This window comes from Sphingobacterium thermophilum, from assembly GCF_039541675.1.
GTDB lineage: Bacteria > Bacteroidota > Bacteroidia > Sphingobacteriales > Sphingobacteriaceae > Sphingobacterium > Sphingobacterium thermophilum.
This window is the reverse complement of record NZ_BAABGR010000010.1, coordinates 15,847-38,883: the sequence shown is the minus strand read 5'-3', so window position 1 is coordinate 38,883 and position 23,037 is coordinate 15,847. Positions and strand designations below refer to the sequence as shown.

The window sequence follows — 23,037 nt, the reverse complement described above, 5'->3', positions numbered from 1 at the left end:
GACAGGAGCAAAATTGCAGCTTTTAAAGGTTAATAATTTTCAGATATCTTAAAAAAATAAAATATCTATAGATGCAGCCTAATCTACAAACATTATGTCTTAATGTTTATTAATATCAATTTAGCAAATTTTATCAGTTCTTAATTACTCTTTATAAAATAAAAAATCCATTCTCTGTCGGGAGAATGGATTGCTATGATGTCTTATCTTATCATATCATCCCACGAATGACGGACAATGTCTGCTGCGAGACGCCAAGATAAGATGCTATATGACCTAATGAGGCATTCTGTAGCAGCTGAGGATTTTCTTTCAACAAGGTTGCATAGCGTTCTTGCGCCGTCTCAAACTGACTTTTGTAAAATCTCTTAGAAAAAGCAATTAAATTGTCTAACAAAATCTTTTCGATAATATGATTCATCGTAATGCTTGTATTAGACATCTCACGGATAGGAGCAAAAGGAAGCAAAGTAATACGCGAATGGGTTAAAGCTTGAAACCCGAAAAAACTTGGCTTCTCATAAAATACGCTTTCAATCCCCGTGCTGAACGTGTTCTCCCCGAAAAAATAGTGGGTAACATCCTTCGTGTTTTTATAATAAAAAACTCTGGTGAAGCCGGATTCGATGAAGTAGATATGCTTTAAATAGCTGTCTGGCTCGAAAATAAAATCTCCCTTGGCATATTCTTTTGTTTCACTAATTGAATCAAAGAATATTTCCAAATCGTCGTCTATATGATAAAAACTTTTGAGGTGTTCAATCAGCGTCATAAACAAAAATAGTAATCCCAAAGATATTACGCCTATAAGTCTTTTGAATTTTGCACGATGGTTTGGCTTAGGTTTGATAGACAGATCTTTCCGATTTATAGAAAAAAATTGAAAATAAGAATAAAGCATTTGACAAACCATTTTTTTTATGTACTTTTGCACTTCCGTAAGAGTGCGGAATTTTTATTTAATTAACATTAATTAGTAACAGTAACAATGCGACAGTACGAATCTGTAATCATTCTTACCCCGTTGCTTTCAGAAGATGCAGCAAAAGAAGTTATTGCTAAATTCAGAAACATCTTGACTGAAGGCGGAGCCGAAATTATCGCAGAAGATAATTGGGGTTTGAAAAAATTAGCGTATCCAATCCAGAAAAAAACAACTGGATTCTATCACTTAACAGAATTCAAGGCTCCAGGTGAATTAATCAAAAAATTAGAGGTTGAATACAAACGTGATGAGCGCGTAATGCGTTTCTTGACCGTTGCTCTTGACAAACACGCTGTTGCGTACAATGAGAAAAAACGTAGCGGTGCATTCAACAAGAAAGCTGAAACTAAAACTGAGGAGGTAGCAAACTAATGGCAAACGAAAACATTCAATACGTGACTGCTCCTAAAGTAGAGGACAACCGTAAAAAATATTGTCGTTTCAAAAAGAATGGTATCAAATATATCGATTATAAAGATGCTAACTTCTTGTTGAAATTTGTAAACGAGCAAGGTAAAATCTTACCTCGTCGTATTACGGGTACATCATTGAAATTCCAACGTAAAGTAGCTCAAGCGGTGAAACGTGCTCGTATCATCGGCTTATTACCTTACGTAACTGATTCATTAAAATAAGGAGGATACGATAAATGGAAATTATATTAAAACAAGATGTTAAGCACCTTGGTGAGAAAGACGATATCGTAGTAGTAAAACCTGGTTACGGCCGTAACTACTTAATTCCTCAAGGATTGGCAATTTTAGCTACTCCATCAGCTAAAAAAGTATTGGCTGAGAACATCAGACAAGCTCAGTTCAAACAAGAGAAGATTAAGAAAGATGCGTTGGAATTAGCTGCTAAATTAGAAAACGTTAAGTTGACTATCGGCGCTAAAGCAGGTGAGACAGGTAAAATCTTCGGTAAAGTAAACAGCATCCAAATTGCTGAGGCGTTGAAAGCTCAAGGTTTTGAGGTTGACCGTCGTCGTATCACTTTCGAAGAAGAACCTAAAACTCTAGGTGAATACGTAGCTAACTTAAACTTACACAAAGAAGTGAAAGTTCAAGTTCCTTTCGAAGTTGTAGCTGAATAATTATTTATTCATTCAAAATATAAAGGAGATAACGATACGTTATCTCCTTTTTTGTTATGTTTGTGCTAAATCAATACCGTATTAGCATTTACATGAAACCCAAAAATATCATCATTGCCCTCCTATTGGCTGTAGCGGCCATCATTTTCTTCAATAATAAAGAAGAAAGCTCCTTCTGGCTCTTTGGCGAAATACGGACATCCAAGCTTATCATCCTCGGCGTGTTCTATCTTTTGGGCGTGATAACCGGCGGAATCCTGTTTCGACGTAAAAACAAGCACCCGAAAGAATACGGTATTACCAATCCCGTATATCAGCCCCCTGTTATGATGGAAGAAAATCCTTCCTCCTATAATGCCATGGACGAGCTATCGGATGAAGACAAAGAATTCTTAAGAAATGATTAATAAAAAAGCGCCAATTATATAGGCGCTTTTCTAATGTAAGATGATCTCTAAATTACTTTATCAACTTTCTAAGAGAAGTGATAGGCAGATGGATAAAAGTGCTATCCGACAAACTCCCTTCTATATTTTCGATATTCACTTTTTCAGGGAACCATATATTACTGCTTCCTTCCGTATGGATTGAAAAATATTTAATCAATAGCGGATTAATAGATGATGGAGCTTTTTCTTTCTCCGGTTTTCCCATGCTGTAAGAGGAATTAGCCGTCGTTAGCAAGAAATGGTTCAAATTACTTATATTGGAAACTACGGCGGCATCTTTAAGTCTTAAATCCAAATGCTGCAGCCCCTTACCTAGTTTCAAATTCACCTTTGATTTGGTGAAATTTGCTTTGACGAATTTCAATCTTTCATTGCCAAGAGCAAAACTGTTAGTTCCTCTTATTACATTTAAGCTAATAGAATCTTGATCCACGACAAAATTGTCCAAGCTTATACCATTAAGCGTAATTTCATGAAAACTCGGCGCATAGATAAAGATCTGATTCGCTAAATAAGAAGCAGAATTGACATGTATTATTAATTCTTCATTTGCTCCATAGCTTACCTTTGTTGTATTTTTCTTGTTGTCGACAAGCTTAATACCATATACATCATCCTTAACGAGATATAGCTCTATACGCTCATCCCCTATGAGCTGAATATTTTCGAAAGGTTTAACTTTCTCTGGTCTTAGAAGTTTTGATGGTGTATTAAAAGATCTTGACTCTTGGTTCACTTTTTCATAAAACTCTTTAGAATCTATGCCGCCGCTTCGAGTCGAGATGTACGCCGACAGAGGAACAATATAGACCAATAAGCTAAGTCCAATTAGTAATTTATTGCTTAATTTCATTTTAATTCGATTTGTAATGGGTTAATACATAAGCCTCATATTTTTGTTTCAGCTCTTCTAAACTGATATCCAATAAATAGAGATTCTTGAATAGCTGCGGAAGATCTTCTTCCATAAATATGGCTCTCTTATATTTTTTGATCTGTGAAAATGAATCTACCGGCACAAAGAAACCTATCCCTCGTTTATTCACGATGATACCGTGCTGCTGCAAAAGATCATAAGTACGCATGACTGTATTAGGATTAACCCCCAATTCAATTGCTAATTCTCGCACCGACGGAATTTTGGTCTCCACCGGCCAAGTACCTATCAGAATATGTTCGCAAATATGATCTGCTATTTGCAGATATATCGCACGATTGGGATTAAAATCCATACTATGCCTCCTTCTCTTTTAAACGAACAAAGGTAATTATCCATAAAGATATACTTAATAACCACCCTAAAATAGACGATATTAAAACAGGATTTTCTACCGCTGTATGACCTAACCACACCTTTCCATCAAACATAAAACGCTGAATAAAATAAAATAGTAAAACGAAAACCGCTAGATATATAGCAAAAGAAATTATAGACTTAATAAACTGTAGCCTAGAAAAAAATATGCCTCCCAATAGGAAAAAAGCATTCAACACTACCGCTATCGTATACCAATATTGCAGCCCTACACTTTCGTCCATAATAACTGTCGAGAAATATGCTAAATTATCCACCACAATCTTCTGATCACCCCAATAAACAATATACTCTGAAGTGAAATGCGTCCTGATATAGGACATAAAAGATAAATCTATCAGGAAAAATAAGGCTAGATAAAAGACAAATGCCAACACAAAGGAAAATAGCCAAGCACTTAAAAACTTCTCCAACTGGGAGGCTGGCAACATGATTTCTTGGATTACACTTGAAGGCATTCCATACATTTTAAAACTAGAACTAGCGATATAGGTCATATACAAAGCTCCCAAAATAATAAAAACCGTTACGCGCTTACCGCGAAACTCTCTGTAGATGACTTCTAAATCAATATTATCCGGGTTATAGAAAACTTTATAGGCAAAATTTCCATAGAAATAAAGTAAAATAGCAAGCAAAGCCGCTACCATAAGAATATACTCTTTGCCATTCGACAGCCAATGCCTTCTGATCAGCTTAAAAAAACGGTTTATATCAAATGTATTATTCATGTCTCGCTTTTATAAATTGTTTCGTAATATTTTCTCCTTTTTCAATCGTAGCATTAAATAACAGTTCAAGGTCGACTCTTGAATCTTCATAATCCACATTTGAAGAAATTGCATTATAACCACCTATCCCTTTTTCGGCATAAAGAATATCGGGAGTCAAATCCAATACTCTCTTAAAATGTAGACAATTACTGATGCTTTCTATAGATTCATTTAAGACTATTTGATGTTGATCCAACACAATTACAGCATCTATAAGATTTTCCAAATCCCGGACTTGATGTGTAGAGATAATAAAGACACGGTCAGCATGCATTGCCCCTGCTAATATTTTTCGAAACTGTGCTTTGGATGGAATATCCAAACCATTAGTAGGTTCATCCATTACCACTATTTTTGTATTAGTAGCAAGACCAAAGGCTATCACAAATTTCTTCTTCTGACCATAACTCATCCCCCCTAGCTTTTGATTTGTAGGGATATGAAATTCGCGAAAAAGCTCATAAAAATATTCCTTATCAAAGTTTGGATAAAAACAAGCAGTTGCTTTAATAAAGTCTTCCACCGAGACATTCGGCAGGTAAAGCTCTTCTTGAATGAAGCATATCTCCCGGAGTAAAGAAGGATTCCTTTGCTTTACATCTTCCCCTAGAATTCTTATCCCACCCGAGTCTGAATATATTAAGCCCACCATATTTTTAAGAAGAGTTGATTTTCCTGCACCATTCTTCCCCAACAAGCCATAAATATGTCCAGCATGGAGGTGTAGATTGAGATTTCTAAAAATGGGCTTGTTCTTTTTATAACTAAAATTTAAGTTTTGGATAGCTATCACACTAGTGTACTATTTAAATAATACACTAATACAGGAAGAGGATTGAATATTCCAAAATTATCTGCGTAATTTATTTTGTCCGATTAGAAAAATATTTAAAACAAGAAAAGAGGCAGTGTATCTACCTCTTTTCTATTCTTCTTTTGATGGTTTCTTGCGCTTACTCTTGACCAAAGCCTCATGGAGCAGGTATTCAATCTGTCCATTGACACTTCGAAATTCATCCTGTGCCCATTTTTCGAGCAGCTTATAGGTCTCCTCATCAATCCTTACCACAAAACTTTTCTTCTTCATACCATAGCTTTAGAAGTTGCCGAAGCAAATTAATACAATGTACCAGCATTGACCACAGGCTGAGCCGCCTTCTCTCCACATAGGACTACCATAAGGTTGCTAACCATAGCCGCCTTACGTTCATCGTCCAGTTCTACGATATTATCTTCCGAAAGTTTCTTCAATGCCATTTCCACCATACCAACAGCACCATCCACAATTTTGGCACGAGCAGCCACGATCGCTGCCGCCTGCTGTCTCTGCAACATGGCCCCTGCAATCTCTGGTGCGTAGGCCAAGTGGCTTATCCTAGCCTCTTCCACAATGACGCCTGCTTTTGACAAACGCTCCGTAAGCTCCTTTTCCAAGATATGATTTACTTCCTCTCCCCCGTTACGTAAAGTAATCTCCCCCGAATCATCCTCCAAATCATCATAGGCAAAACTTACCGCCAGATGACGCACGGCCGCTTCCGACTGCGCACGCACATAATCGTAAACTCGCTCCACTTCATACGCCGCTTTGTACGTATCTCCAATTTTCCAAACAATTACAGCAGCAATCTCTATAGGATTACCCATCTTGTCATTGACTTTCAAAGTCTGCCCTTGCAGGTTTTCCGAACGCAAAGACATCTTCGTAGCCGAATACAATGGATTGACAAAAAACAATCCGTTGTCTTTAATGGTCCCCACATATTTCCCAAAGAAATTTAATACCCTCGAATGATTGGGTTGGACAATCAAAACGCCTTTGAAAATGAAAAAACTAACTAAGAAAAACAGTATCGCGACCAAAAACATAAACGGATTATCGCTACCTATCGCTAATACCACCGAATATACCGAAAGTCCCAAAAAAACTATCGCAACCAATAAAGCTAAAATTCCTGATGTTGGTTTAACTATCCTTTCCATAATTCATTTTATAATTGATATCATTTTGATATCATAAATATATTAAACTAATTTCAAAAATCAAAACATAAAGTATGGAGCAAATGGTTTTTACGACATTGTTATGTATCTTTAATAACACACAATAAACTTAAGTTATGCTTGTCAAAATATTAAAATGGTTTTTGGGCATCCTTAGTGGACTGCTATTATTACTTATAGTAGGGTTACTCATCACGGATAACGCTTATATCCTGAAAGCTGTTCGAGTGACCTACCTTACTGGCCATAAGACGGCGTTCTTGGAGGATTACAAATATTTCGATAATAGGATAATAAGTAAAGGCGAGGCACAGCCTTGGCCTAAATCGACCTCTTACAATACCGCTTCTGTAACTCCCGTTTTGGATTCCATACATAAGGCTAACCAATCTGTAGCTTATCTTATCATACGCCATGATAGTCTTTGGTTCGAAAAGTATTACCATGGCTATGACGACAAGTCTTTATCCAACTCCTTCTCTATGGCCAAAAGTATCACCGCGGCCTTGTTGGGTAAGGCCTTAGAGCTAGGATATATCCGAGACATCAATGAAAAGGTAAAAAAATACATTCCTGATCTGAAAGGTCCATATGCGGATGAACTTACCATACGTGACTTGGTAACCATGCGTTCGGGATTACTGTGGGATGAAAGATATTATTCGCCTTTTTCTATCACCACAAAAGCCTACTTCTACAACAACTTAAGCAAAGCTATGCTTGAACTTCCTATAGCATCCCCTCCTGACCGGCAGTTCAAGTACCAGAGTGGAGACACCCAATTGCTGGCAATGGTCTTGTCTAAAGCCCTCCCTACCACGCTCTCAGATTTCCTATCCGAGCATTTTTGGAAGCCTATGGGTGCTGAAGTGGACGCCTTATGGCAGTATTCTCCTAAAGACGGTATAGAAAAAGCCTATTGTTGTATTGCCAGCAACGCCAAAGATTTCGCGCGTTTCGGTAAGCTTTACAGCCACCTAGGCCGTTGGAATGGGAAGCAGCTACTCGACTCTACCTACATAAAACAATCTATCGTTCCTGCTGCAGACGACTCACCCGAATATGGATATGGATGGTGGATTGGAGAGTTCAAAGGCAAGAAGACTATCACGATGAACGGGCACCTAGGGCAATATGTAATCAGTATACCGGAAGACAAATTAATCATAGTACGTCTAGGTCATCAAAACGACAAAAAAGGAATGTCCAATCCCCAAGGAGCTTTCTACCAATATATTGAACAAGCCTATGCCATGCTCAATCAATCAAATAAATAGATACTTTGTCCCATAAGGGTAAATATATGCCTATATTTGCCCTTATGAATCAATATGCCGTACTTTTCGACATGGATGGTGTAATCTGCAATACCAATCCTTATCATGTCAAAGCTTTTGAAGCATTTTTCCAACGTCACAACATCAGCTATACAGAACAAGATTTTGAAGATCACGTCCATGGCAAACATAATAGTCATATTATGTCACATTTCTTCCAAAGGCCTGTGTCGGGAGAAGAATTTATCCGTCTTGAATTCGAAAAGGAACAACTCTTTAGAGATATTTATAAAGATCAGGTAGCCTGCATCCCACAGTTTGACCGTTTCTTGGAGGACCTCAAGAAACACAACTTCCGTACGGCGGTATGCACATCTGCTCCGCGCGCCAATATGGATTTAATTGTAGATGCCTTAGGCATACGCTCTAAGATGGAGTCCTTGATGAGTAGCGAAGACGTAAAGCTTCACAAACCGCATCCTGAAGTTTATCTGCAGTCGGCAGAACGAATAGGCGTACCTCCTTCCCGCTGTTTAGTATTTGAAGATTCTGCTTCCGGCATCACGGCAGGATTGAATGCAGGAATGAAGGTTATAGCGGTATTGAGCACACACCGCAAAGAACAGCTTCCCCGCTGCGATTATTATATCCACGACTATTCAGAAATTACCGTAGACAAAGTACTCGAAATATTAAATGACTGACATGCAGGAAACATTTCAACTGATTTCTTCTCCATATGGTTGGACTCTGTATTTCTTTTGCGCCATGCTTATCGGCATCTCCAAGACAGGGATTCAAAATATAGGAACACTTACCGTACCTCTCTTTGCATTGCTATTCGGCGCCAAGTTTTCTACAGGCATTGTTCTTATTCTGCTATGCTTTGCTGATTTAGTAGCAGTTATCTATTATAGAAAAGCATTTCTATGGAATGAAGTCAGAAAACTTCTTCCTCTAGCACTTATAGGTTTGCTCTCCGGCCTGCTGTTGGGCAACTTTATAGACGACAGCACCTTCAAAACGTGCATGGGTATGTGCCTTCTTTTGGGAGTGGGCATTATGATCTTCGTGGAACGTTCAAACATAGAACAACAGAAAGCTCTCACATCCAGAAAGTGGTACGCCCCCATCTTTGGATTTGTTCTAGGCTTCTCCACCATGATAGGAAATGCGGCCGGACCGGCGCTCTCCGTATACATGCTCTCCAAACGACTGGACAAAATTACCTTCACCGCCACGTCGGCATGGTTTATCTTCATTCTCAACTTGACGAAGGTTCCCCTGCAAGCGTTCGTATGGCACAACCTCACTTGGTCCGGCATTGTTCTCAATATCTTGGCTATTCCTTTTATTCTATTAGGCGGATTTATAGGAATAAAAATCCTCAAAAAGATGCCGGAAAGCACTTTCCGCCATGTCATTATCGCTCTTGTGGTGATATCTTCCGTGCTACTAATCGTACTATAACGGAAAATACTTCTTAACTTTGAATTATGGAATATGCCATTGTAGATATTGAAACTACAGGATCCTATGCTGCGGGAAATAAAATCACCGAAATAGCGGTTTTTATCCACAACGGAAAGCATATTCTGGAACGTTACCACACCCTTATAAACCCTCAGCTCCCCATTCCCTTACATATAGAAGCATTAACGGGAATTACCAACGAAATGGTGACAGAAGCACCTTCTTTTGATGAGGTAGCAGCAGAAATCTTTAGGCTGCTTCAAAAACGTGTTTTTGTAGCTCATAATGTCAATTTCGATTATTCCTTCCTAGCAGAAGAGTTCAAAAGATGTGGCTATGTGTGGCGCGTTCCAAAACTGTGTACGGTACGTCTGGCACGAAAGATTATCCCTAATCAAGCTTCTTACAGTCTTGGCAAGCTGTGCCAAAACTTAGGAATTCCAATCCGCGACAGACACCGTGCAACAGGAGATGCTGAAGCTACAGTAAAGCTTTTCGAATTCCTCCTACAAAAGGACAAGGAGCACATTATCGAAAACACCCTCAAAAAAACTAAAGAACATCGCCTGCCTACTCATATCAACGAAGAAGATTTTCTCAAACTTCCTGATACTACTGGTGTATACCTGTTTAGGAACAAATCGGGCAAAATCATCTATGTAGGCAAGGCCGTCAACATTCAAAAAAGAGTGTTAAGTCATTTTACGGGTATCAACGGCAGCCCACGACGCCAAGCTTTCATCAACGAAATTCACCATATCGACTTCCTAGAGACAGGAACAGAGCTAATGTCGTTGCTTACCGAATGTAAACTTATCAAACAGCATTGGCCCGAACATAACAGAGCGTTGAAAAAGTATGAACCCAAGTTTTCCCTAATACACTATACCGATCAACGCAACTATATCCGTTTGGTGGTATCACCCTACGATAAGCACGCTAAGGCCATACAGCATTTTGAACGTCCATACGAAGCAAACCAGCTTCTTCTCCAACTGATGAACGAATTTGAAATCGACCATAAGCTTTGTTTCTTCTACAGTGTCAGCAACGAATTCAAACCTCGGTACAAAGCTGAAGACTATCCTGATGTGCAAAGCCACAACAATAAAGTAGAAAGAGCTTTGGAAAAGGTTCGTGAACAGGCCAGCTCATTTATCATCATCGATCAGGGAAGACATCTTAACGAAAAGTCGTACATCCTCTTCAAAAATAACACCCTGTATGCTTTCGGATATTTTGATATAGAAACTCAAGTCAGCAACTATGAAGATCTGGTAAAGGCAGAAGAGAAATGTATTAGCAACTACTATATGAATGCATTGGTTCTGCAATACATAGAACGCTTCCCGTCCAAGGTCATACACCTAAATAAGGAATCTTCGGATAACCCAATATATAAGCAAATGTAAAGGATAATAAGTATAGTATAGAAGCCCTGTCTTCTTTCCTTCTTTACCGTTGTACAGATATATAGGCAGAAACCCTACAACAGCAACAGATTGAATAGATATCCTGAACATATAGAATACATTCAGAATGCCTACCGTCAAAAACTTCTTCACCACACTCGACCGATATGCATAAAAACACAACACCTGAAACACTCCAAGATAATAGTAGTCAAAGCGTAGTATATTACATAAAGTCACCAAACCGACTACATATAATACCTTAAGATCCGATGCCAGCTTCTTTGAACTGACAACAAACAAAGACAGTAGTCCTGCACTTAAGGAAAAGAATACGTTTTGATGCGAGGCTTCCAGCCAAGTCCCATAAAACGCTAAATCGAAAGGAATTTCAGACAGCACCGCAAAAACTAACAGCCGTATAAAATATTGCTTTAAATTCTTGCTATGCACAAACCCTTCCACCAATAAAAAAGAATAAAGGACGAATGCCAGTCGCCCTACCATTTTCAAAATATACAAATGTGGTAAAAATATTCGTGCTACATGATCCAATAACATGGAAATGAGCGCTATCATCTTCAACTGATAGGCCGTCAACTCCCAATTCTTTGAAATTTTTAACATTTCCTTTAATGAAATTAGGTTTAATTTTGTAGCAGATTAAGAGATGTATTCATCTAATTTAATACAATATTTCGTTAAATTGAATAAAAACTTTTAGGACGGCCGTTGAAATACCTCAAGCTCATAATTCATAGTCTGGAAACCATCATCTTGGGAGCTATACTACTCTTCTTCTATATTTGGCGTATAGAACCCCGCTGGGTTGAATGGAACCACCTGGATATGCCCATAAAAAACCTCCCCTCTGCCCTTATCGATAAGACTGTCGTCCAAGTGTCCGACATTCACATCGGCGAAACGGTAGATGAAGACTATATTATCCGCCAATTCGAAAAAATCAACGCTTTCGGGCCCGACATCATGGTCTATACCGGAGATTTCATAAGCCCCGTACGCGTCAACCAAGCCCCCTTCGACCAACTTGAAAAAGCTTTGCAACATGCTGCACGTGGCAAACTGGCTACCGTAGCAATCTTGGGGAATCATGACTACGGGATTCTAGCACGCAACGCACGAAGAGCAGATTCTTTGGTTGCTCTGCTAAAGAAACATGCCATCACCGTCTTGCGAAATGACAGCCTCCACATTCAGGGCCTAAATGTCATTGGCATCGACGACTACTGGGGACGAAACTTCTACCCCAAAGTAGCGATGGACAAATACCATAAAGATATGGCAAATCTTGTCTTGTGCCACAATCCGGATGTCTGTGACCTTGACATTTGGGATGATTACGACGGGTGGATACTTTCAGGGCATACACATGGTGGACAGGTAAGATTTCCTTTTCAGAAAGCAACAAGATTGCCCGTAGAAAATAAGAGGTACGATGAAGGATTAAAACATCTTACCAATGGAAGAACCCTTTATATCAACAAAGGGTTAGGACATTCCATACGCTTACGATGGAATGTACGTCCCGAGATTACGGTATTCACCTTAAAAAGAAAGGAGTAACAGCTGCGGTCACTCCTTTCCTCAAGAAATTATTACGATTATTAAGCATTCGCAAACTGCATCCAGTCCGACTGATCCTGATATTCAAAAAGCGGAACCGCCATATTTTTGGACATATATTGTCCTACAAGACTTTGAATGTCTGTATACATATGCTGACGCGTAGATTCTACCAGCTCGGTATTAAATCCCTGCATTTCCAACACAAACTGGAAGCTCAACACGCGAGAGATAATCCGCCCTAACGTCACCGCATCACGCTGACTTACAGCTCCGTCCACATTAAAGTCTAACAACCCCGCAAAATAACCTATACTTTCATGGGTATTCTTATAAGTTGCCAAGAATTTGGCGAAGTTGGTCTCCTTGGCTTTACGCATAAGCTTGAGCACGGCATCGGCAATTTGTCCGTACAACATCTCATTCGACCCTTCAAAGATTTGGAAAGGTCTGCTGTCTATCACGGCACGTCCAGCAAGATGATCTAGGCGGTAACCGTTGGCACCGGCGAGTTGCAAGCTGATATGGGCAGCCTCCTGCATCAAATCCGTAATCAAAGCCTTCATAGCATTAGCTTCTATGGCGGCAGTAGCTAGGTCATGCTCAATACCACTGTTTGTCACGCTGAAGCAGCACATACCCGAACAGATTGTATAGGCAGCCTGAAGACGGGATAGCTGATATTTCACCGAATCCAAGTTGCTCAACGGCATTCCTCCCACTATACGTGTCTGGCAATGTTGCAAGGTTTCATCCAAAAGACGTTTCAAGAAGCCCATACCCATTCCCGGAAACTGCATTCTACTTCGATGAAGGGTATCCAACATCAATTTAAGTCCGGTACTTCCCGATTGGAGTCTTTGCTCTTGCGGCACGGTAATATCAATTTGATTGATACCATAAGGAATGGCATACAAGCCCAAGTTGTTGTAACGATGCACCATCGGAATATGCTGTCCTTCGACCGCATTATCCGTCACAAAAAAGTCTATATCCCGAGCAAGATCACCGTTCTCTCCTCTTCTACGGGCTGTAACCAACCAAAAGTCGGCAGCACCACTCAATCCCTGCCAGTGTTTCTCTCCTTCTATCTTATATCCATTTTCTACCTCACGATATGAAGTCTTCATATTTAGGGCATCACTGCCGTAAGCCTTCTCTGTAATCATCAAGCCACCCATAGCACTGTCTTCCAGAAAACGCTTGAAAATTTTTTCCTGAACGCCATAGTTTCCATATTTGGCCAAAGGCTCCAAGAACAACGCTATATTAATTCCAAACATCAACGACAACGCTAAGGATTCGTATGAGGCTGCGGCCAATACGCCCAAACATTCTTTTACTTTTACACCTCTTCCTCCATGCAATGCCGGAATAGCTACCGCAAGAGGATTTTTTTTCATGATCTCTGCTTTGAAAGCCGCAGGAAGATCTCGCTCCAAACTTATTTTATTGAAATCATAAGTCTCTCTAAACAACGTCTTCAGATGTTGTTCGAAATCCTTTATGTACGTTTTAAAATCAGCTTGTGTTATTATATGACTCATAATTAAATTGTTTACGAAATTCTGAGGTAATGACACTGACCCGTGCCTTTTACCTTTTTTACTTTCGTAAAGTTATGAGATAAGGAAAGGAATGACTATTGAAAACAAGACAATAGTTAGGACAAATCGTGCATACTACTTATTTTCCTTTGTGCTGTCCCTATATTCCGAAGGAGTAAGACCTACTACCTTCTTAAATAATCTCGCAAAATATGAGGGGTCTTCGAAGTCCAGCTCATAAGCTATGGTAGCTATAGTCTTGTTGGTTTCGCTCAGCAACAGCTGACTATGCATGATGGCCACATCTAAGATTATCTGCTTGGCCGACTTTTTGAAAACCGATGATACACAGCGGTTAAGATAATTTGTCGACACTGCAAGCTTATCCGCGTAATACGATACCGATTTCTCCTTGGCAAAATGCAGATATACGAGTTGCTTGAAAGACATGGCTATCTCTTGGTGACGTAGAAGCTTTTTGTTGGCGTCCGACAGCTTCATAATTTTCAAAAGAATAGTTTTGAAAATACTTTCATAGTAGGACGTATACGGCTTGTCGTCATAAATTTCTTTATAAAGCAATTCAAGTAAGGCATTCAGATCTGCACTGTCTTCCTCCTTAAGGTTAATCAGCGGCGCAATATTAAAAATATTGAGGGTTTCTTGGTCGCGCAAAATGGAGGTCATAGCCTGCTCTTTGATAAGTACACAGTAACCTTCCGCCTGACGGTCCACCTCATTAATAGCTGAAATATGCCCGTAGTTGGCAATCATTACGGCCGGAGCTTTAACCATAAATTTGGTGGATTCTATCTGATGTTGGAAATAACCCTTCGTAAGATGTATCAACAGGTTATACCCAAAGAAAATAGGCGGAATAGGAGTCCGCAGATATGGAGCTATGTCTTTCAGTGCGAAAATCTTAATCGGCGTACGGATATAAGTTATATGCTGCAGACTGCCTTCCATAAACTTGGAAACAAACTCATCAGCATTTATTTTATTCTTATCCATACGCATTTTATTGTATAAAAATAAGTGTAATCCTTTTTACCACAAAATTATGTTACTTAATTCTTTCCCTGAATCTTACCATCACAGGGCTAATAAATTATTGTTAAGTTAATTTGACTCATTAATTGGATTATAAAGCGTATCTTTGCGCCATGATTACTGTATCCAATCTATCTCTTCGTTTTGGCAAGCGTGTGCTATTCGAAGATGTTAATTTAAAATTCACTCCAGGAAACTGTTATGGTATTATCGGTGCTAACGGCGCCGGTAAATCGACTTTTTTGAAGATTATCTCCGGTGAAGTTGACCCTACTACAGGTTCTGTCTCTTTCACACCTGGAGAGCGTATGTCGGTCTTGAAACAAAACCACTACGAGTTCGATGAATTTCCTGTTATCGAAACCGTAATGATGGGTAATCAAGAGCTGTACAAAATCATGAAAGAAAAAGACGCCATCTACATGAAAGAAGATTTCACAGATGCTGATGGCGAACGTGCCGGAGAGCTGGAAAGCTTGTTTGCTGAAATGGATGGCTGGAATGCAGAAAGCAATGCCGCTACCCTTTTGAGCAATTTAGGCATCAAAGAAGACTTACACTATAAACAACTTAAAGAGCTTGACGGTAACGAGAAAGTCCGTGTGTTGTTGGCGCAAGCCCTTTTCGGTAATCCAGATATCCTGATTCTCGATGAGCCTACCAACGACTTGGACATCCACACCATTTCTTGGTTGGAAGATTTCCTTGCCTCTTACGAAGCTACGGTACTGGTAGTGTCCCACGACCGTCACTTCTTGGACGCCGTATGTACGCATATAGTCGATATAGACTTCGGTAAGATGACCATCTATACGGGTAACTACTCATTCTGGTATGAGTCGTCACAATTAGCATTAAAACAACGTACCGACCAAAATAAAAAGATGGAAGACAAGGTCAAAGAGTTGCAGGAGTTCATCCGCCGCTTTGCTGCCAACGCTTCCAAATCACGTCAGGCTACAGCACGTAAGAAAGCCTTGGAAAAAATTAACATTGAAGAAATCAAACCTTCAAACCGTAAATATCCTGCTATCATGTTCAACAATATGGACAGAGAGCCGGGAGATCAAATCCTTCAGGTAGAAGGTCTCACAAAAGTCGTAAATGGTGAGGTATACTTCAAAGATGTTTCTTTCATGGTTAACAAGGGCGATAAAATCGCACTGTTAGGACCTACCAACCTTGTTACGACCGCTTTTTATGATATCATCACAGGACGCGACAAAGATTTCAGTGGTGAATTCAAATGGGGTGTCACCATCACACCGGCGGACATGCCTATCGACAACTCGGAATATTTCGAAGGAAATAACGAAAACCTTATCGACTGGCTTCGCAACTACACAACCAAACCGGACGCTGACGAACAATTCTTGCGCGGCTTCTTGGGTAAAATGTTATTCTCCGGGGAAGAGGTTCTTAAAAAAGTTTCTGTACTATCCGGAGGAGAAAAGATGCGTTGCATGTTCTCAAAGATGATGCTTCAAGGAGCTAACTTCCTGATCTTTGACGAACCTACAAACCACTTAGACTTGGAATCCATCACGGCTCTCAACAACGGCATGAAAGATTTCAAAGGCTCTATGCTATTCACCTCTCGTGACCACGAGCTGACACAAACTGTAGCAAACCGCATCATCGAGTTGACACCTAACGGCATCATCGATAAGTTAATGACTTACGACGAATACATCACATCAGAAGCCGTAAAAGCGCAACGCGAAGAAATGTATCAGGTGAAATAAACTTTGCTCTGTATATTAGTTAACAGTACAGCCCTCAACAGTAAATGTTGAGGGCTGTTTCTTTTATTCATTTTCTTTTTTGCTTTTCAGGTATTTGGCTAATTTCGGTGCTATTACCGCTGCACAAAAAGGATTATCCGGATTACGATTAAAGTAATTTACATGATAATCTTCTGCCGGCCAGAAAGTGCTGGCCGCCTCTACTGTTGTCGCTATAGGATCCTCATATACCTTTGCCTCCTCCAGCTCCCGGATGAAACGTTCGGCAACTTCCTTCTGCTGCGCGTCATGATAAAAGACTACCGAACGGTATCGGGTACCCACATCCTCACCCTGACGATTCAATGTCGTTGGATCATGTGTCTTGAAAAATATGGCCAACAGATCCTCATATGAAACTTTAGTTTCGTCATATTCCAAATGTACTACTTCCACATGTCCTGTAGTATCCGTATACACTTCTTCATATGTAGGCTTATCCTTAGTGCCTCCCATATATCCGGGTAATACAGAAATTATACCCTCCGTGTTAAGAAAAATAACTTCCGTACACCAAAAGCACCCTCCTCCAAATGTTGCTTTCATATTTTTTGCGTTATTTACCATAATTTTAACAAAAAACGCTAAAACATTCAACAATTCCTAAGTATTATTGCCACTATTTGCATTTTTTTACGTTATTTTATACAAACAAACATTTAGCAATGAAACTTAACTTTTCTTATTTCTGTTTACCATTAGCATTATTCTGGGGAAGCATTAAAATTGCAAATGCTCAAGTTGATTCCACCATCTACAAAAACATTGTAAAAACCATCGACACTGCAAAACCTAAGTTTGCTCCCGACAAGCGAACAAAACTGCTGGAGCTGGCACTGGCTGATGTGGCAAACAACAGATATGTCATCCAAACAACGGAAAATGAAGCCATATCTTTCCTTCAAAATGAATTAAAAAATTACAACATCCAATATAGGCTACTGCCGGACAGCTCCGTGGAGCAGAAACAATACGGCGTTGTCATCCTTTCCGTGGCCAACCTACGTACTAAACCGGGACACGACGAAGAGATGGCTACACAAGTGCTGTTGGGCACAAAATTAGATATCCTCCAGCAAGCCAAAGGTGAATACCGTGTCCGCACACCGGAAGGATACATCGCCTGGGTTCCTACCTCCTCTGTAGCACCTATGAATGCTGCCGAACTGCAAACATGGAAAGCTGCTCCAAAAGTCATCTATACCAATGAATTTGGCAAATCATACTCGGAACCTAATACAAAAAGCCTGCGCGTTTCAGACCTAGTGTATGGAAATATTCTAGCTCTATTGAAAGAAGATAAAAAATTCTACCATGTGCAATATCCTGACGGAAGAAAGGCATACATACTCAAACAGGAAGCACTAACCTTCGACAAATGGATAGCTTCTCGAAAACTTACAGCAGAAAACGTAATTAACAGCGCCAAGTCTATGTTAGGTCTACCATATCTGTGGGGTGGTACTTCCGTAAAAGGAGTGGACTGCAGCGGCTTCACAAAAACAGCCTTCTACATGAACGGGTATGTCATCCCTCGCGATGCTTCACAGCAGGTATTGGCAGGAGAAAAAGTTGAAATCCTAAATGAAAACGGCGATTTCGATCCGGAAATAGCATTGAAAAACCTTAAACCCGCAGACTTATTGTTCTTCTCCAGCAGCAAAAACAAAACTCCGAACCCACGTGTCACGCACGTAGCCCTATATATCGGCAACGGTGAATTTATCCACTCGGCAGGAAGAGTTCGCATCAACTCCATGTTGAAAGACGCCCCAAACTACGACGACTTCCAGACACGAACCGTCGTAGCAGCACGCCGCTACATCGGCATATCGGATCCACAAATCCAACCAATTCAAGAGAATAAAGCATATAAATAAGAATTTGTAAAATATATTAAGATGAGCAATTGGGAAACAAAAAAAATGGGGCATTTCACCTTACGTTTCAAACCTTATACGCTTGAAATGCGCCATGTATTTACGGTAGCTTCATTCAGCAGAACAACCACTCCCGTAGTGTTGACGGAATTAGAATATGATGGCATAGTAGGTTACGGCGAAGCCAGCATGCCTCCTTACCTAGGGGAATCTCAAGAAAGTGTTACTTCCTTCTTGAGAAAAGTGGACCTCTCCGCTTTTGAGTCTCCTTTCCAGACAGAAGAAATTCTCCAATACATCGACCATATAGCAGAAAAAAATACCGCAGCAAAGGCAGCAATAGATATTGCCCTTCATGATTTGCTCGGAAAAATCATGAATCAGCCTTTCTACAAAATTTGGGGGCTAAACCCTGACCTCATCCCCCCGACTTCCTACACCATAGGAATCGATACAGAAGATATGATTCGCAAAAAAGTGGCTGAGGCGGGACAGTTCAAAATCTTAAAGGTAAAATTAGGTCTAGACACCGACAAAATGATTATCGACACAATACGATCGGTGACAGATGTCCCTCTATGTGCCGACGTCAACCAAGGATGGAAAAATAAAGAAGAAGCCTTGGAAATGGCACATTGGCTGCACGAAAGAAATGTAGTATTTCTAGAGCAGCCCATGCCGAAGGAGATGATCGACGATATCGCTTGGTTGACCGAGCGCTCCCCTATCCCTACTATTGCTGACGAAGGATGCCAACGCTTGGTAGATGTCCCTAAACTGAAAGATATATACTCGGGAATCAACATCAAGCTCATGAAATGTACAGGAATGAGAGAAGCCAAACAGATGGCCGAACTGGCACGCGCCTTAGATATGAAGGTCATGCTCGGCTGTATGACCGAAACCTCCTGCGCTATTTCGGCAGCAGCTCAGCTGGCTCCTCTGGTAGATTGGGCAGATCTGGACGGAGCTCTGCTCATCGCTAACGACATCTATTCGGGTATGACCGTAGAAGACGGACGTTGCATACTGCCACAAAGACCCGGCATTGGAATAGTTAAAAATAATTCGTAATATTAAAGCATTAAACTAAAAACTAACAACATTAACCATACCCCCTATGAAACACTATCTACTAACCACACTCTGTGCTGTGGCCTGTGGTCTGCAAGTGACCTACGCACAGCAAATCCCTATAGCGGGAAAGATTACAGACCAAAATGGAGCACCTATTTCCGGTGTTACGGTTAGCGTCAAAGGCACTAACGTAGCCGTAACAACAAATCAAAACGGTCTCTTCTCCATCAATGCTAACCAAGACGCTACCTTGGTGATATCTTCTGTAGGATATGAAACACAGGAAGTTCCTGTAGGTGGACGTAAAACCATTAGCATCACCTTGAACGCTACAGACCAACAAATTGATGAAGTTATCGTGGTAGCTTACGGTACGGCTAAAAAGAGTACCTATACTGGTTCAGCTGCCAACATAAATTACGCCAAAGAAGCAAAAGATGTTCCTGTAACATCCTTTCAGGATGCGTTAACAGGAAGAGTTCCTGGAGTGCAGGTAAACTCTACTTCTGGTCAAGCGGGCTCTTCCACAGCCATCCGTATCAGAGGTTTAGGATCTATGAACGCATCCAACGAACCGTTATATGTTATTGATGGTGTGCCTATCGTGTCAGGACAAATTTCTCAAATGTCGTCCTATACGTACAACACCAACAACGTGATGAATACCATTAACCCTAACGACATTGAATCCATAACAATCTTAAAGGATGCGGCTGCTTCTTCATTATACGGTTCTCGTGCTGCCAACGGGGTGGTAGTAATCACTACTAAAAAGGGCAAAACAGGAGCTCCTAAAGTTAACTTTAAATCTTCATTAGCAATAAGTCCAGATTGGGCTACCGACAACTACGAAAAAGCAGATATTCAAGACCAGATAAATATGCTCTACAGCATACTTTACGATTCGCGAATTGCTGCCGGACGTACGCCCGAACAGGCCAACGAACAAACTTTAATGCGTTTAAATTCCCGAAACTGGACACCAGGGGGTTCTTATGGCACTCCGACAACATCATATGGTTTCGGAATGCATGGTTATGAATTCTCTACAGACGGAATCAGCATGTTCGAACATGTACACATCAAAGGTAAAACCGACGGTGTGGAAAATAGGGATGGAAAATACTTTGACTGGGATGATGTGCTATTCAGATCGGGTAAATACAATGTATATGACCTTTCGCTCAGTGGTGCCAACGACAAAACTAATTATTATACCTCATTAGGTTACACAAGTGATAAAAGTCGTATCATTATAAACGACTACGAAAGGATTAACGGAAGAGTTAACCTTACTCAGAGTCTTAACAAATTTCTGGATTTCGGAATCAACCTGTCACTAGCCAGTACTGAGTTGAATGGTATCAACGATACTAGAAATACCAGTACAAACTATTTGTTCCAATCCAGAAACCTATTATGGGCCTTCTATTGGCCTACGGACTATAAGACCGGAGAAATCTGGAAAACAAGATATAATAGTTATGCCCAAAACCAATTATATTACAATAACGAATGGGAAAACAATACAGGAACAAAACGTATCTCCGCTAGTCCTTCATTTACAATAAAGCTTCTTCCAGAGCTGAATGTGAGAACCATATTCTCTTACGATCAGTCTATTGCAAGAGACCATCTGTACTACAGCCCTAACCATTATACAGGTGAAACCGATAAGGGTATAGTCCACGAAATGAACACAGACTTTAAAAAGATAGTCTCTTCAACTACGGCTAATTATAGTAAATCTTTTGGCCTGCACAACTTAAGCTTGCTTGCCGGTTTTGAAGCAGAAAAAAATACAACGGATTACATGCGTACAACGGGTAAAAACATCCCTAACTCCGGATTACCAACCGTTGCAACAGCAGGTACATTAGACGCACAAGCTTACGCTTGGGGTAACTCCATAGTATCCGTCCTATCCAGAGCAGAATATAATTTTAATGAAAAATACTTTGTTTCTGCATCATTAAGAACTGACGGCTCTTCAAAATTAAGTCCAGACAATAGATGGGGTAATTTCTGGTCTATCGCAGGATCGTGGAACCTTGCAAAAGAAAATTTCCTTGCCAACACACCTGAAATCAACAACTTAAGAATTAGAGCTTCTTATGGTGTAAACGGTACTTTACCTTCCGACAATTACGCTTGGAGAGCTCTGATTACTTACGGAAATAAGTATATGTCACAACCAGGAGGTGCATTAGGTAACTCCCCTAACCCTGATTTGACATGGGAAACCAACTATAACACAAACGTAGCTTTAGAGTTCGGCTTATTTAGAAACAAAATTTTTGGTACAGTCGAATATTACAATAGAGACTCTAAAGACCTTCTCCAAAATGTACCTCAATCAATGGTCACAGGATTTAGTTCTTCTTTGAGAAATGTGGGACAAATCAATAACAAAGGAGTTGAAATCTTATTGGGTTCCGATATCATCCAGAAAAACGATTTCAAATGGACACTTAGTATCAATGCCGCTACTTTAGCATCAAAAGTGATTAAGCTTAATGATGGTGAAGATATAATTAAGCTTAATGATGGTGAAGATATAATATGGTATGACCCTACAGGTGGAGATTCTAGAACACGCTTCATTTATAGAGAAGGAGAATCTACACTAGCATTTTACGGTTTGGAATGGGCAGGCACAGACCAAACAAATGGTAAAAACGTATGGTATATGAATGATCCGGATAATCCAAATGGAGATTTCCTTTTCAATGGTAAAGCTGCCACTTACGACTATACCAAAGCCAAAAGTACCATCATTGGTGACGGTATAGCCTCGTTTAGCGGAGGTATCAACTCCAATGTTGAATACAAAAATTTCTCCTTAGGATTAAATTTTGTATATAGAATAGGCGGTAAATTGTATGATGCGGCAAATAAAGACGTAGCTGACGACGGTTATTATTGGGAGCGTATTCACTCGAAAGATTTCGTTCAAAATACTTGGAGAGAAGGCGTTGGAGGTTATTACCCTGTAGTTACCGGTCGAGATCTTGAAGATGTCAACCAAATCAGTAGCAGACATTTGTATGACGCTAAATTCTTGAGATTGAAGAATATTTCACTCTCATATACTATTCCTCAGCGAATTTTAAGTTCTGCAAAGATTAGCAACGCCAGAATATTCTTTAATGGAACTAATTTATTGACATTTAGCAAATACAAAAATGCAGACCCAGAAGTGAATCAATATAGTTCTCGTGGATGGGAAACTCCAATCACTAAAACATACACTTTTGGTCTAGACTTCAGTTTTTAACCTTTAACTCAGAAAAAAATGAAAAATAAAATAATAGCGTCATGTGTTTTTGTG

24 protein-coding genes are annotated in these 23,037 nt (G+C 40.0%); 13 read left to right on the top strand and 11 right to left on the bottom strand.

All coding sequences use genetic code 11. The features are described 5' to 3' along the window. Positions 1 to 211 precede the first annotated feature (211 nt). Positions 212 to 793, bottom strand: a complete 582-nt coding sequence (locus ABD873_RS05330; protein WP_345065648.1) for a Crp/Fnr family transcriptional regulator — start codon at positions 791 to 793, stop codon at positions 212 to 214. Between the two features lie 195 nt (positions 794 to 988). Between ABD873_RS05330 and rpsF the strand changes: the two genes are divergently transcribed. From rpsF to ABD873_RS05310, 4 genes are all read left to right on the top strand, one after another. Continuing rightward, positions 989 to 1,357, top strand: coding sequence for a 30S ribosomal protein S6 (gene rpsF, locus ABD873_RS05325; RefSeq protein WP_039054454.1), 369 nt, complete (start codon positions 989 to 991; stop codon positions 1,355 to 1,357). Beyond that, a complete protein-coding gene (rpsR, locus tag ABD873_RS05320; RefSeq protein WP_039052906.1) occupies positions 1,357 to 1,620 on the top strand; it encodes a 30S ribosomal protein S18 in 264 nt (87 codons plus the stop codon). The genes rpsF and rpsR overlap by 1 nt, the downstream gene beginning before the upstream one ends. 14 nt (positions 1,621 to 1,634) lie before the next feature. Beyond that, positions 1,635 to 2,078: a 50S ribosomal protein L9 gene (gene rplI / locus ABD873_RS05315; RefSeq protein ID WP_039052905.1), complete on the top strand. Its 444-nt coding sequence runs from the start codon at positions 1,635 to 1,637 to the stop codon at positions 2,076 to 2,078. A gap of 92 nt (positions 2,079 to 2,170) precedes the next feature. After that, a complete protein-coding gene (locus ABD873_RS05310; RefSeq protein WP_345065644.1) occupies positions 2,171 to 2,485 on the top strand; it encodes an LPXTG cell wall anchor domain-containing protein in 315 nt (104 codons plus the stop codon). Positions 2,486 to 2,537: 52 nt separating this feature from the next. Here ABD873_RS05310 and ABD873_RS05305 read toward each other — a convergent pair whose 3' ends face one another. From ABD873_RS05305 to ABD873_RS05280, 6 genes are all read right to left on the bottom strand, one after another. Next, complete coding sequence (locus ABD873_RS05305) at positions 2,538 to 3,380, bottom strand: hypothetical protein (protein ID WP_345065641.1); 843 nt, start codon at positions 3,378 to 3,380, stop codon at positions 2,538 to 2,540. 1 nt (position 3,381) lies between these two features. Continuing rightward, complete coding sequence (locus ABD873_RS05300; protein WP_345065638.1) at positions 3,382 to 3,759, bottom strand: GntR family transcriptional regulator; 378 nt, start codon at positions 3,757 to 3,759, stop codon at positions 3,382 to 3,384. Between the two features lies 1 nt (position 3,760). Next, complete coding sequence (locus ABD873_RS05295; RefSeq protein WP_345065635.1) at positions 3,761 to 4,573, bottom strand: hypothetical protein; 813 nt, start codon at positions 4,571 to 4,573, stop codon at positions 3,761 to 3,763. After that, entirely contained in the window at positions 4,566 to 5,408 is an 843-nt protein-coding gene (locus ABD873_RS05290) for an ABC transporter ATP-binding protein (RefSeq protein ID WP_345065632.1), read from the bottom strand. Before ABD873_RS05290 ends, ABD873_RS05295 begins: the two co-directional genes overlap by 8 nt. 132 nt (positions 5,409 to 5,540) lie before the next feature. Next, positions 5,541 to 5,702, bottom strand: a complete 162-nt coding sequence (locus ABD873_RS05285) for a type II toxin-antitoxin system antitoxin (RefSeq protein WP_082021763.1) — start codon at positions 5,700 to 5,702, stop codon at positions 5,541 to 5,543. A 29-nt stretch (positions 5,703 to 5,731) separates the two neighbouring features. Continuing rightward, positions 5,732 to 6,598 (bottom strand): SPFH domain-containing protein, encoded by an 867-nt coding sequence (locus tag ABD873_RS05280; RefSeq protein ID WP_345065628.1) that lies wholly within the window; start codon positions 6,596 to 6,598, stop codon positions 5,732 to 5,734. Positions 6,599 to 6,735: 137 nt separating this feature from the next. Between ABD873_RS05280 and ABD873_RS05275 the strand changes: the two genes are divergently transcribed. The 4 genes from ABD873_RS05275 to ABD873_RS05260 are packed head-to-tail and all read left to right on the top strand — an operon-like array spanning position 6,736 to position 10,781. Further along, the gene (locus ABD873_RS05275; RefSeq protein ID WP_345065626.1) at positions 6,736 to 7,896 is read left to right on the top strand and encodes a serine hydrolase domain-containing protein; all 1,161 of its coding nucleotides are present in this window, start codon (positions 6,736 to 6,738) and stop codon (positions 7,894 to 7,896) included. 26 nt (positions 7,897 to 7,922) lie between these two features. Further along, positions 7,923 to 8,600, top strand: coding sequence for an HAD family hydrolase (locus ABD873_RS05270; RefSeq protein ID WP_231561058.1), 678 nt, complete (start codon positions 7,923 to 7,925; stop codon positions 8,598 to 8,600). Position 8,601: 1 nt separating this feature from the next. Further along, positions 8,602 to 9,366: a sulfite exporter TauE/SafE family protein gene (locus ABD873_RS05265; RefSeq protein WP_039052908.1), complete on the top strand. Its 765-nt coding sequence runs from the start codon at positions 8,602 to 8,604 to the stop codon at positions 9,364 to 9,366. Positions 9,367 to 9,392: 26 nt separating this feature from the next. After that, on the top strand, positions 9,393 to 10,781 hold the full coding sequence (locus ABD873_RS05260; protein ID WP_345065621.1) for an exonuclease domain-containing protein: 1,389 nt from the start codon (positions 9,393 to 9,395) through the stop codon (positions 10,779 to 10,781). On the opposite strand, the gene ABD873_RS05255 is transcribed toward ABD873_RS05260, so the two are convergent. Continuing rightward, positions 10,737 to 11,408, bottom strand: coding sequence for a TraX family protein (locus ABD873_RS05255; protein WP_345065618.1), 672 nt, complete (start codon positions 11,406 to 11,408; stop codon positions 10,737 to 10,739). The genes ABD873_RS05260 and ABD873_RS05255 overlap by 45 nt on opposite strands. Before the next feature lie 105 nt (positions 11,409 to 11,513). On the opposite strand from ABD873_RS05255, the gene ABD873_RS05250 reads away from it, so the two are divergent. Further along, on the top strand, positions 11,514 to 12,365 hold the full coding sequence (locus ABD873_RS05250; protein WP_345065615.1) for a metallophosphoesterase: 852 nt from the start codon (positions 11,514 to 11,516) through the stop codon (positions 12,363 to 12,365). Between the two features lie 41 nt (positions 12,366 to 12,406). Here ABD873_RS05250 and ABD873_RS05245 read toward each other — a convergent pair whose 3' ends face one another. Next, entirely contained in the window at positions 12,407 to 13,912 is a 1,506-nt protein-coding gene (locus ABD873_RS05245; RefSeq protein WP_345065612.1) for an acyl-CoA dehydrogenase family protein, read from the bottom strand. 135 nt (positions 13,913 to 14,047) lie between these two features. Then, positions 14,048 to 14,926 carry an AraC family transcriptional regulator gene (locus ABD873_RS05240; protein WP_345065609.1) on the bottom strand — a complete coding sequence of 293 codons (879 nt, stop codon included), beginning with the start codon at positions 14,924 to 14,926 and terminating at the stop codon, positions 14,048 to 14,050. Between the two features lie 152 nt (positions 14,927 to 15,078). On the opposite strand from ABD873_RS05240, the gene ABD873_RS05235 reads away from it, so the two are divergent. After that, positions 15,079 to 16,710, top strand: a complete 1,632-nt coding sequence (locus ABD873_RS05235; protein ID WP_345065606.1) for an ABC-F family ATP-binding cassette domain-containing protein — start codon at positions 15,079 to 15,081, stop codon at positions 16,708 to 16,710. Between the two features lie 63 nt (positions 16,711 to 16,773). Here ABD873_RS05235 and msrA read toward each other — a convergent pair whose 3' ends face one another. Beyond that, positions 16,774 to 17,295 carry a peptide-methionine (S)-S-oxide reductase MsrA gene (gene msrA, locus ABD873_RS05230; protein WP_345065603.1) on the bottom strand — a complete coding sequence of 174 codons (522 nt, stop codon included), beginning with the start codon at positions 17,293 to 17,295 and terminating at the stop codon, positions 16,774 to 16,776. 119 nt (positions 17,296 to 17,414) lie between these two features. Here msrA and ABD873_RS05225 point away from each other — a divergent pair, with 119 nt between their 5' ends. Genes ABD873_RS05225 through ABD873_RS05215 form a run of 3 tightly spaced genes read left to right on the top strand, consistent with a single transcriptional unit; the run spans position 17,415 to position 22,983 of the window. Continuing rightward, complete coding sequence (locus ABD873_RS05225; protein WP_345065600.1) at positions 17,415 to 18,629, top strand: C40 family peptidase; 1,215 nt, start codon at positions 17,415 to 17,417, stop codon at positions 18,627 to 18,629. A 21-nt stretch (positions 18,630 to 18,650) separates the two neighbouring features. Then, positions 18,651 to 19,703: a dipeptide epimerase gene (locus ABD873_RS05220; RefSeq protein ID WP_345065597.1), complete on the top strand. Its 1,053-nt coding sequence runs from the start codon at positions 18,651 to 18,653 to the stop codon at positions 19,701 to 19,703. A 46-nt stretch (positions 19,704 to 19,749) separates the two neighbouring features. After that, the gene (locus ABD873_RS05215; protein WP_345065594.1) at positions 19,750 to 22,983 is read left to right on the top strand and encodes a SusC/RagA family TonB-linked outer membrane protein; all 3,234 of its coding nucleotides are present in this window, start codon (positions 19,750 to 19,752) and stop codon (positions 22,981 to 22,983) included. Positions 22,984 to 23,037 lie beyond the last annotated feature (54 nt).

Excerpts from the sequence above, each read along its gene's own strand:
- ABD873_RS05240 (WP_345065609.1), bottom strand. The coding sequence starts at position 14,926 with ATGGATAAGAATAAAATAAATGCTGATGAGTTTGTTTCCAAGTTTATG.
- ABD873_RS05305 (WP_345065641.1), bottom strand. The coding sequence starts at position 3,380 with ATGAAATTAAGCAATAAATTACTAATTGGACTTAGCTTATTGGTCTAT.
- ABD873_RS05310 (WP_345065644.1), top strand. The coding sequence starts at position 2,171 with ATGAAACCCAAAAATATCATCATTGCCCTCCTATTGGCTGTAGCGGCC.
- ABD873_RS05235 (WP_345065606.1), top strand. The coding sequence starts at position 15,079 with ATGATTACTGTATCCAATCTATCTCTTCGTTTTGGCAAGCGTGTGCTA.
- rpsR (WP_039052906.1), top strand. The coding sequence starts at position 1,357 with ATGGCAAACGAAAACATTCAATACGTGACTGCTCCTAAAGTAGAGGAC.
- ABD873_RS05295 (WP_345065635.1), bottom strand. The coding sequence starts at position 4,573 with ATGAATAATACATTTGATATAAACCGTTTTTTTAAGCTGATCAGAAGG.
- ABD873_RS05265 (WP_039052908.1), top strand. The coding sequence starts at position 8,602 with ATGCAGGAAACATTTCAACTGATTTCTTCTCCATATGGTTGGACTCTG.
- ABD873_RS05260 (WP_345065621.1), top strand. The coding sequence starts at position 9,393 with ATGGAATATGCCATTGTAGATATTGAAACTACAGGATCCTATGCTGCG.
- ABD873_RS05225 (WP_345065600.1), top strand. The coding sequence starts at position 17,415 with ATGAAACTTAACTTTTCTTATTTCTGTTTACCATTAGCATTATTCTGG.
- ABD873_RS05300 (WP_345065638.1), bottom strand. The coding sequence starts at position 3,759 with ATGGATTTTAATCCCAATCGTGCGATATATCTGCAAATAGCAGATCAT.
- ABD873_RS05220 (WP_345065597.1), top strand. The coding sequence starts at position 18,651 with ATGAGCAATTGGGAAACAAAAAAAATGGGGCATTTCACCTTACGTTTC.
- ABD873_RS05245 (WP_345065612.1), bottom strand. The coding sequence starts at position 13,912 with ATGAGTCATATAATAACACAAGCTGATTTTAAAACGTACATAAAGGAT.
- ABD873_RS05270 (WP_231561058.1), top strand. The coding sequence starts at position 7,923 with ATGCCTATATTTGCCCTTATGAATCAATATGCCGTACTTTTCGACATG.
- ABD873_RS05255 (WP_345065618.1), bottom strand. The coding sequence starts at position 11,408 with ATGTTAAAAATTTCAAAGAATTGGGAGTTGACGGCCTATCAGTTGAAG.
- rpsF (WP_039054454.1), top strand. The coding sequence starts at position 989 with ATGCGACAGTACGAATCTGTAATCATTCTTACCCCGTTGCTTTCAGAA.
- ABD873_RS05280 (WP_345065628.1), bottom strand. The coding sequence starts at position 6,598 with ATGGAAAGGATAGTTAAACCAACATCAGGAATTTTAGCTTTATTGGTT.
- ABD873_RS05285 (WP_082021763.1), bottom strand. The coding sequence starts at position 5,702 with ATGAAGAAGAAAAGTTTTGTGGTAAGGATTGATGAGGAGACCTATAAG.
- rplI (WP_039052905.1), top strand. The coding sequence starts at position 1,635 with ATGGAAATTATATTAAAACAAGATGTTAAGCACCTTGGTGAGAAAGAC.
- ABD873_RS05275 (WP_345065626.1), top strand. The coding sequence starts at position 6,736 with ATGCTTGTCAAAATATTAAAATGGTTTTTGGGCATCCTTAGTGGACTG.
- msrA (WP_345065603.1), bottom strand. The coding sequence starts at position 17,295 with ATGAAAGCAACATTTGGAGGAGGGTGCTTTTGGTGTACGGAAGTTATT.
- ABD873_RS05215 (WP_345065594.1), top strand. The coding sequence starts at position 19,750 with ATGAAACACTATCTACTAACCACACTCTGTGCTGTGGCCTGTGGTCTG.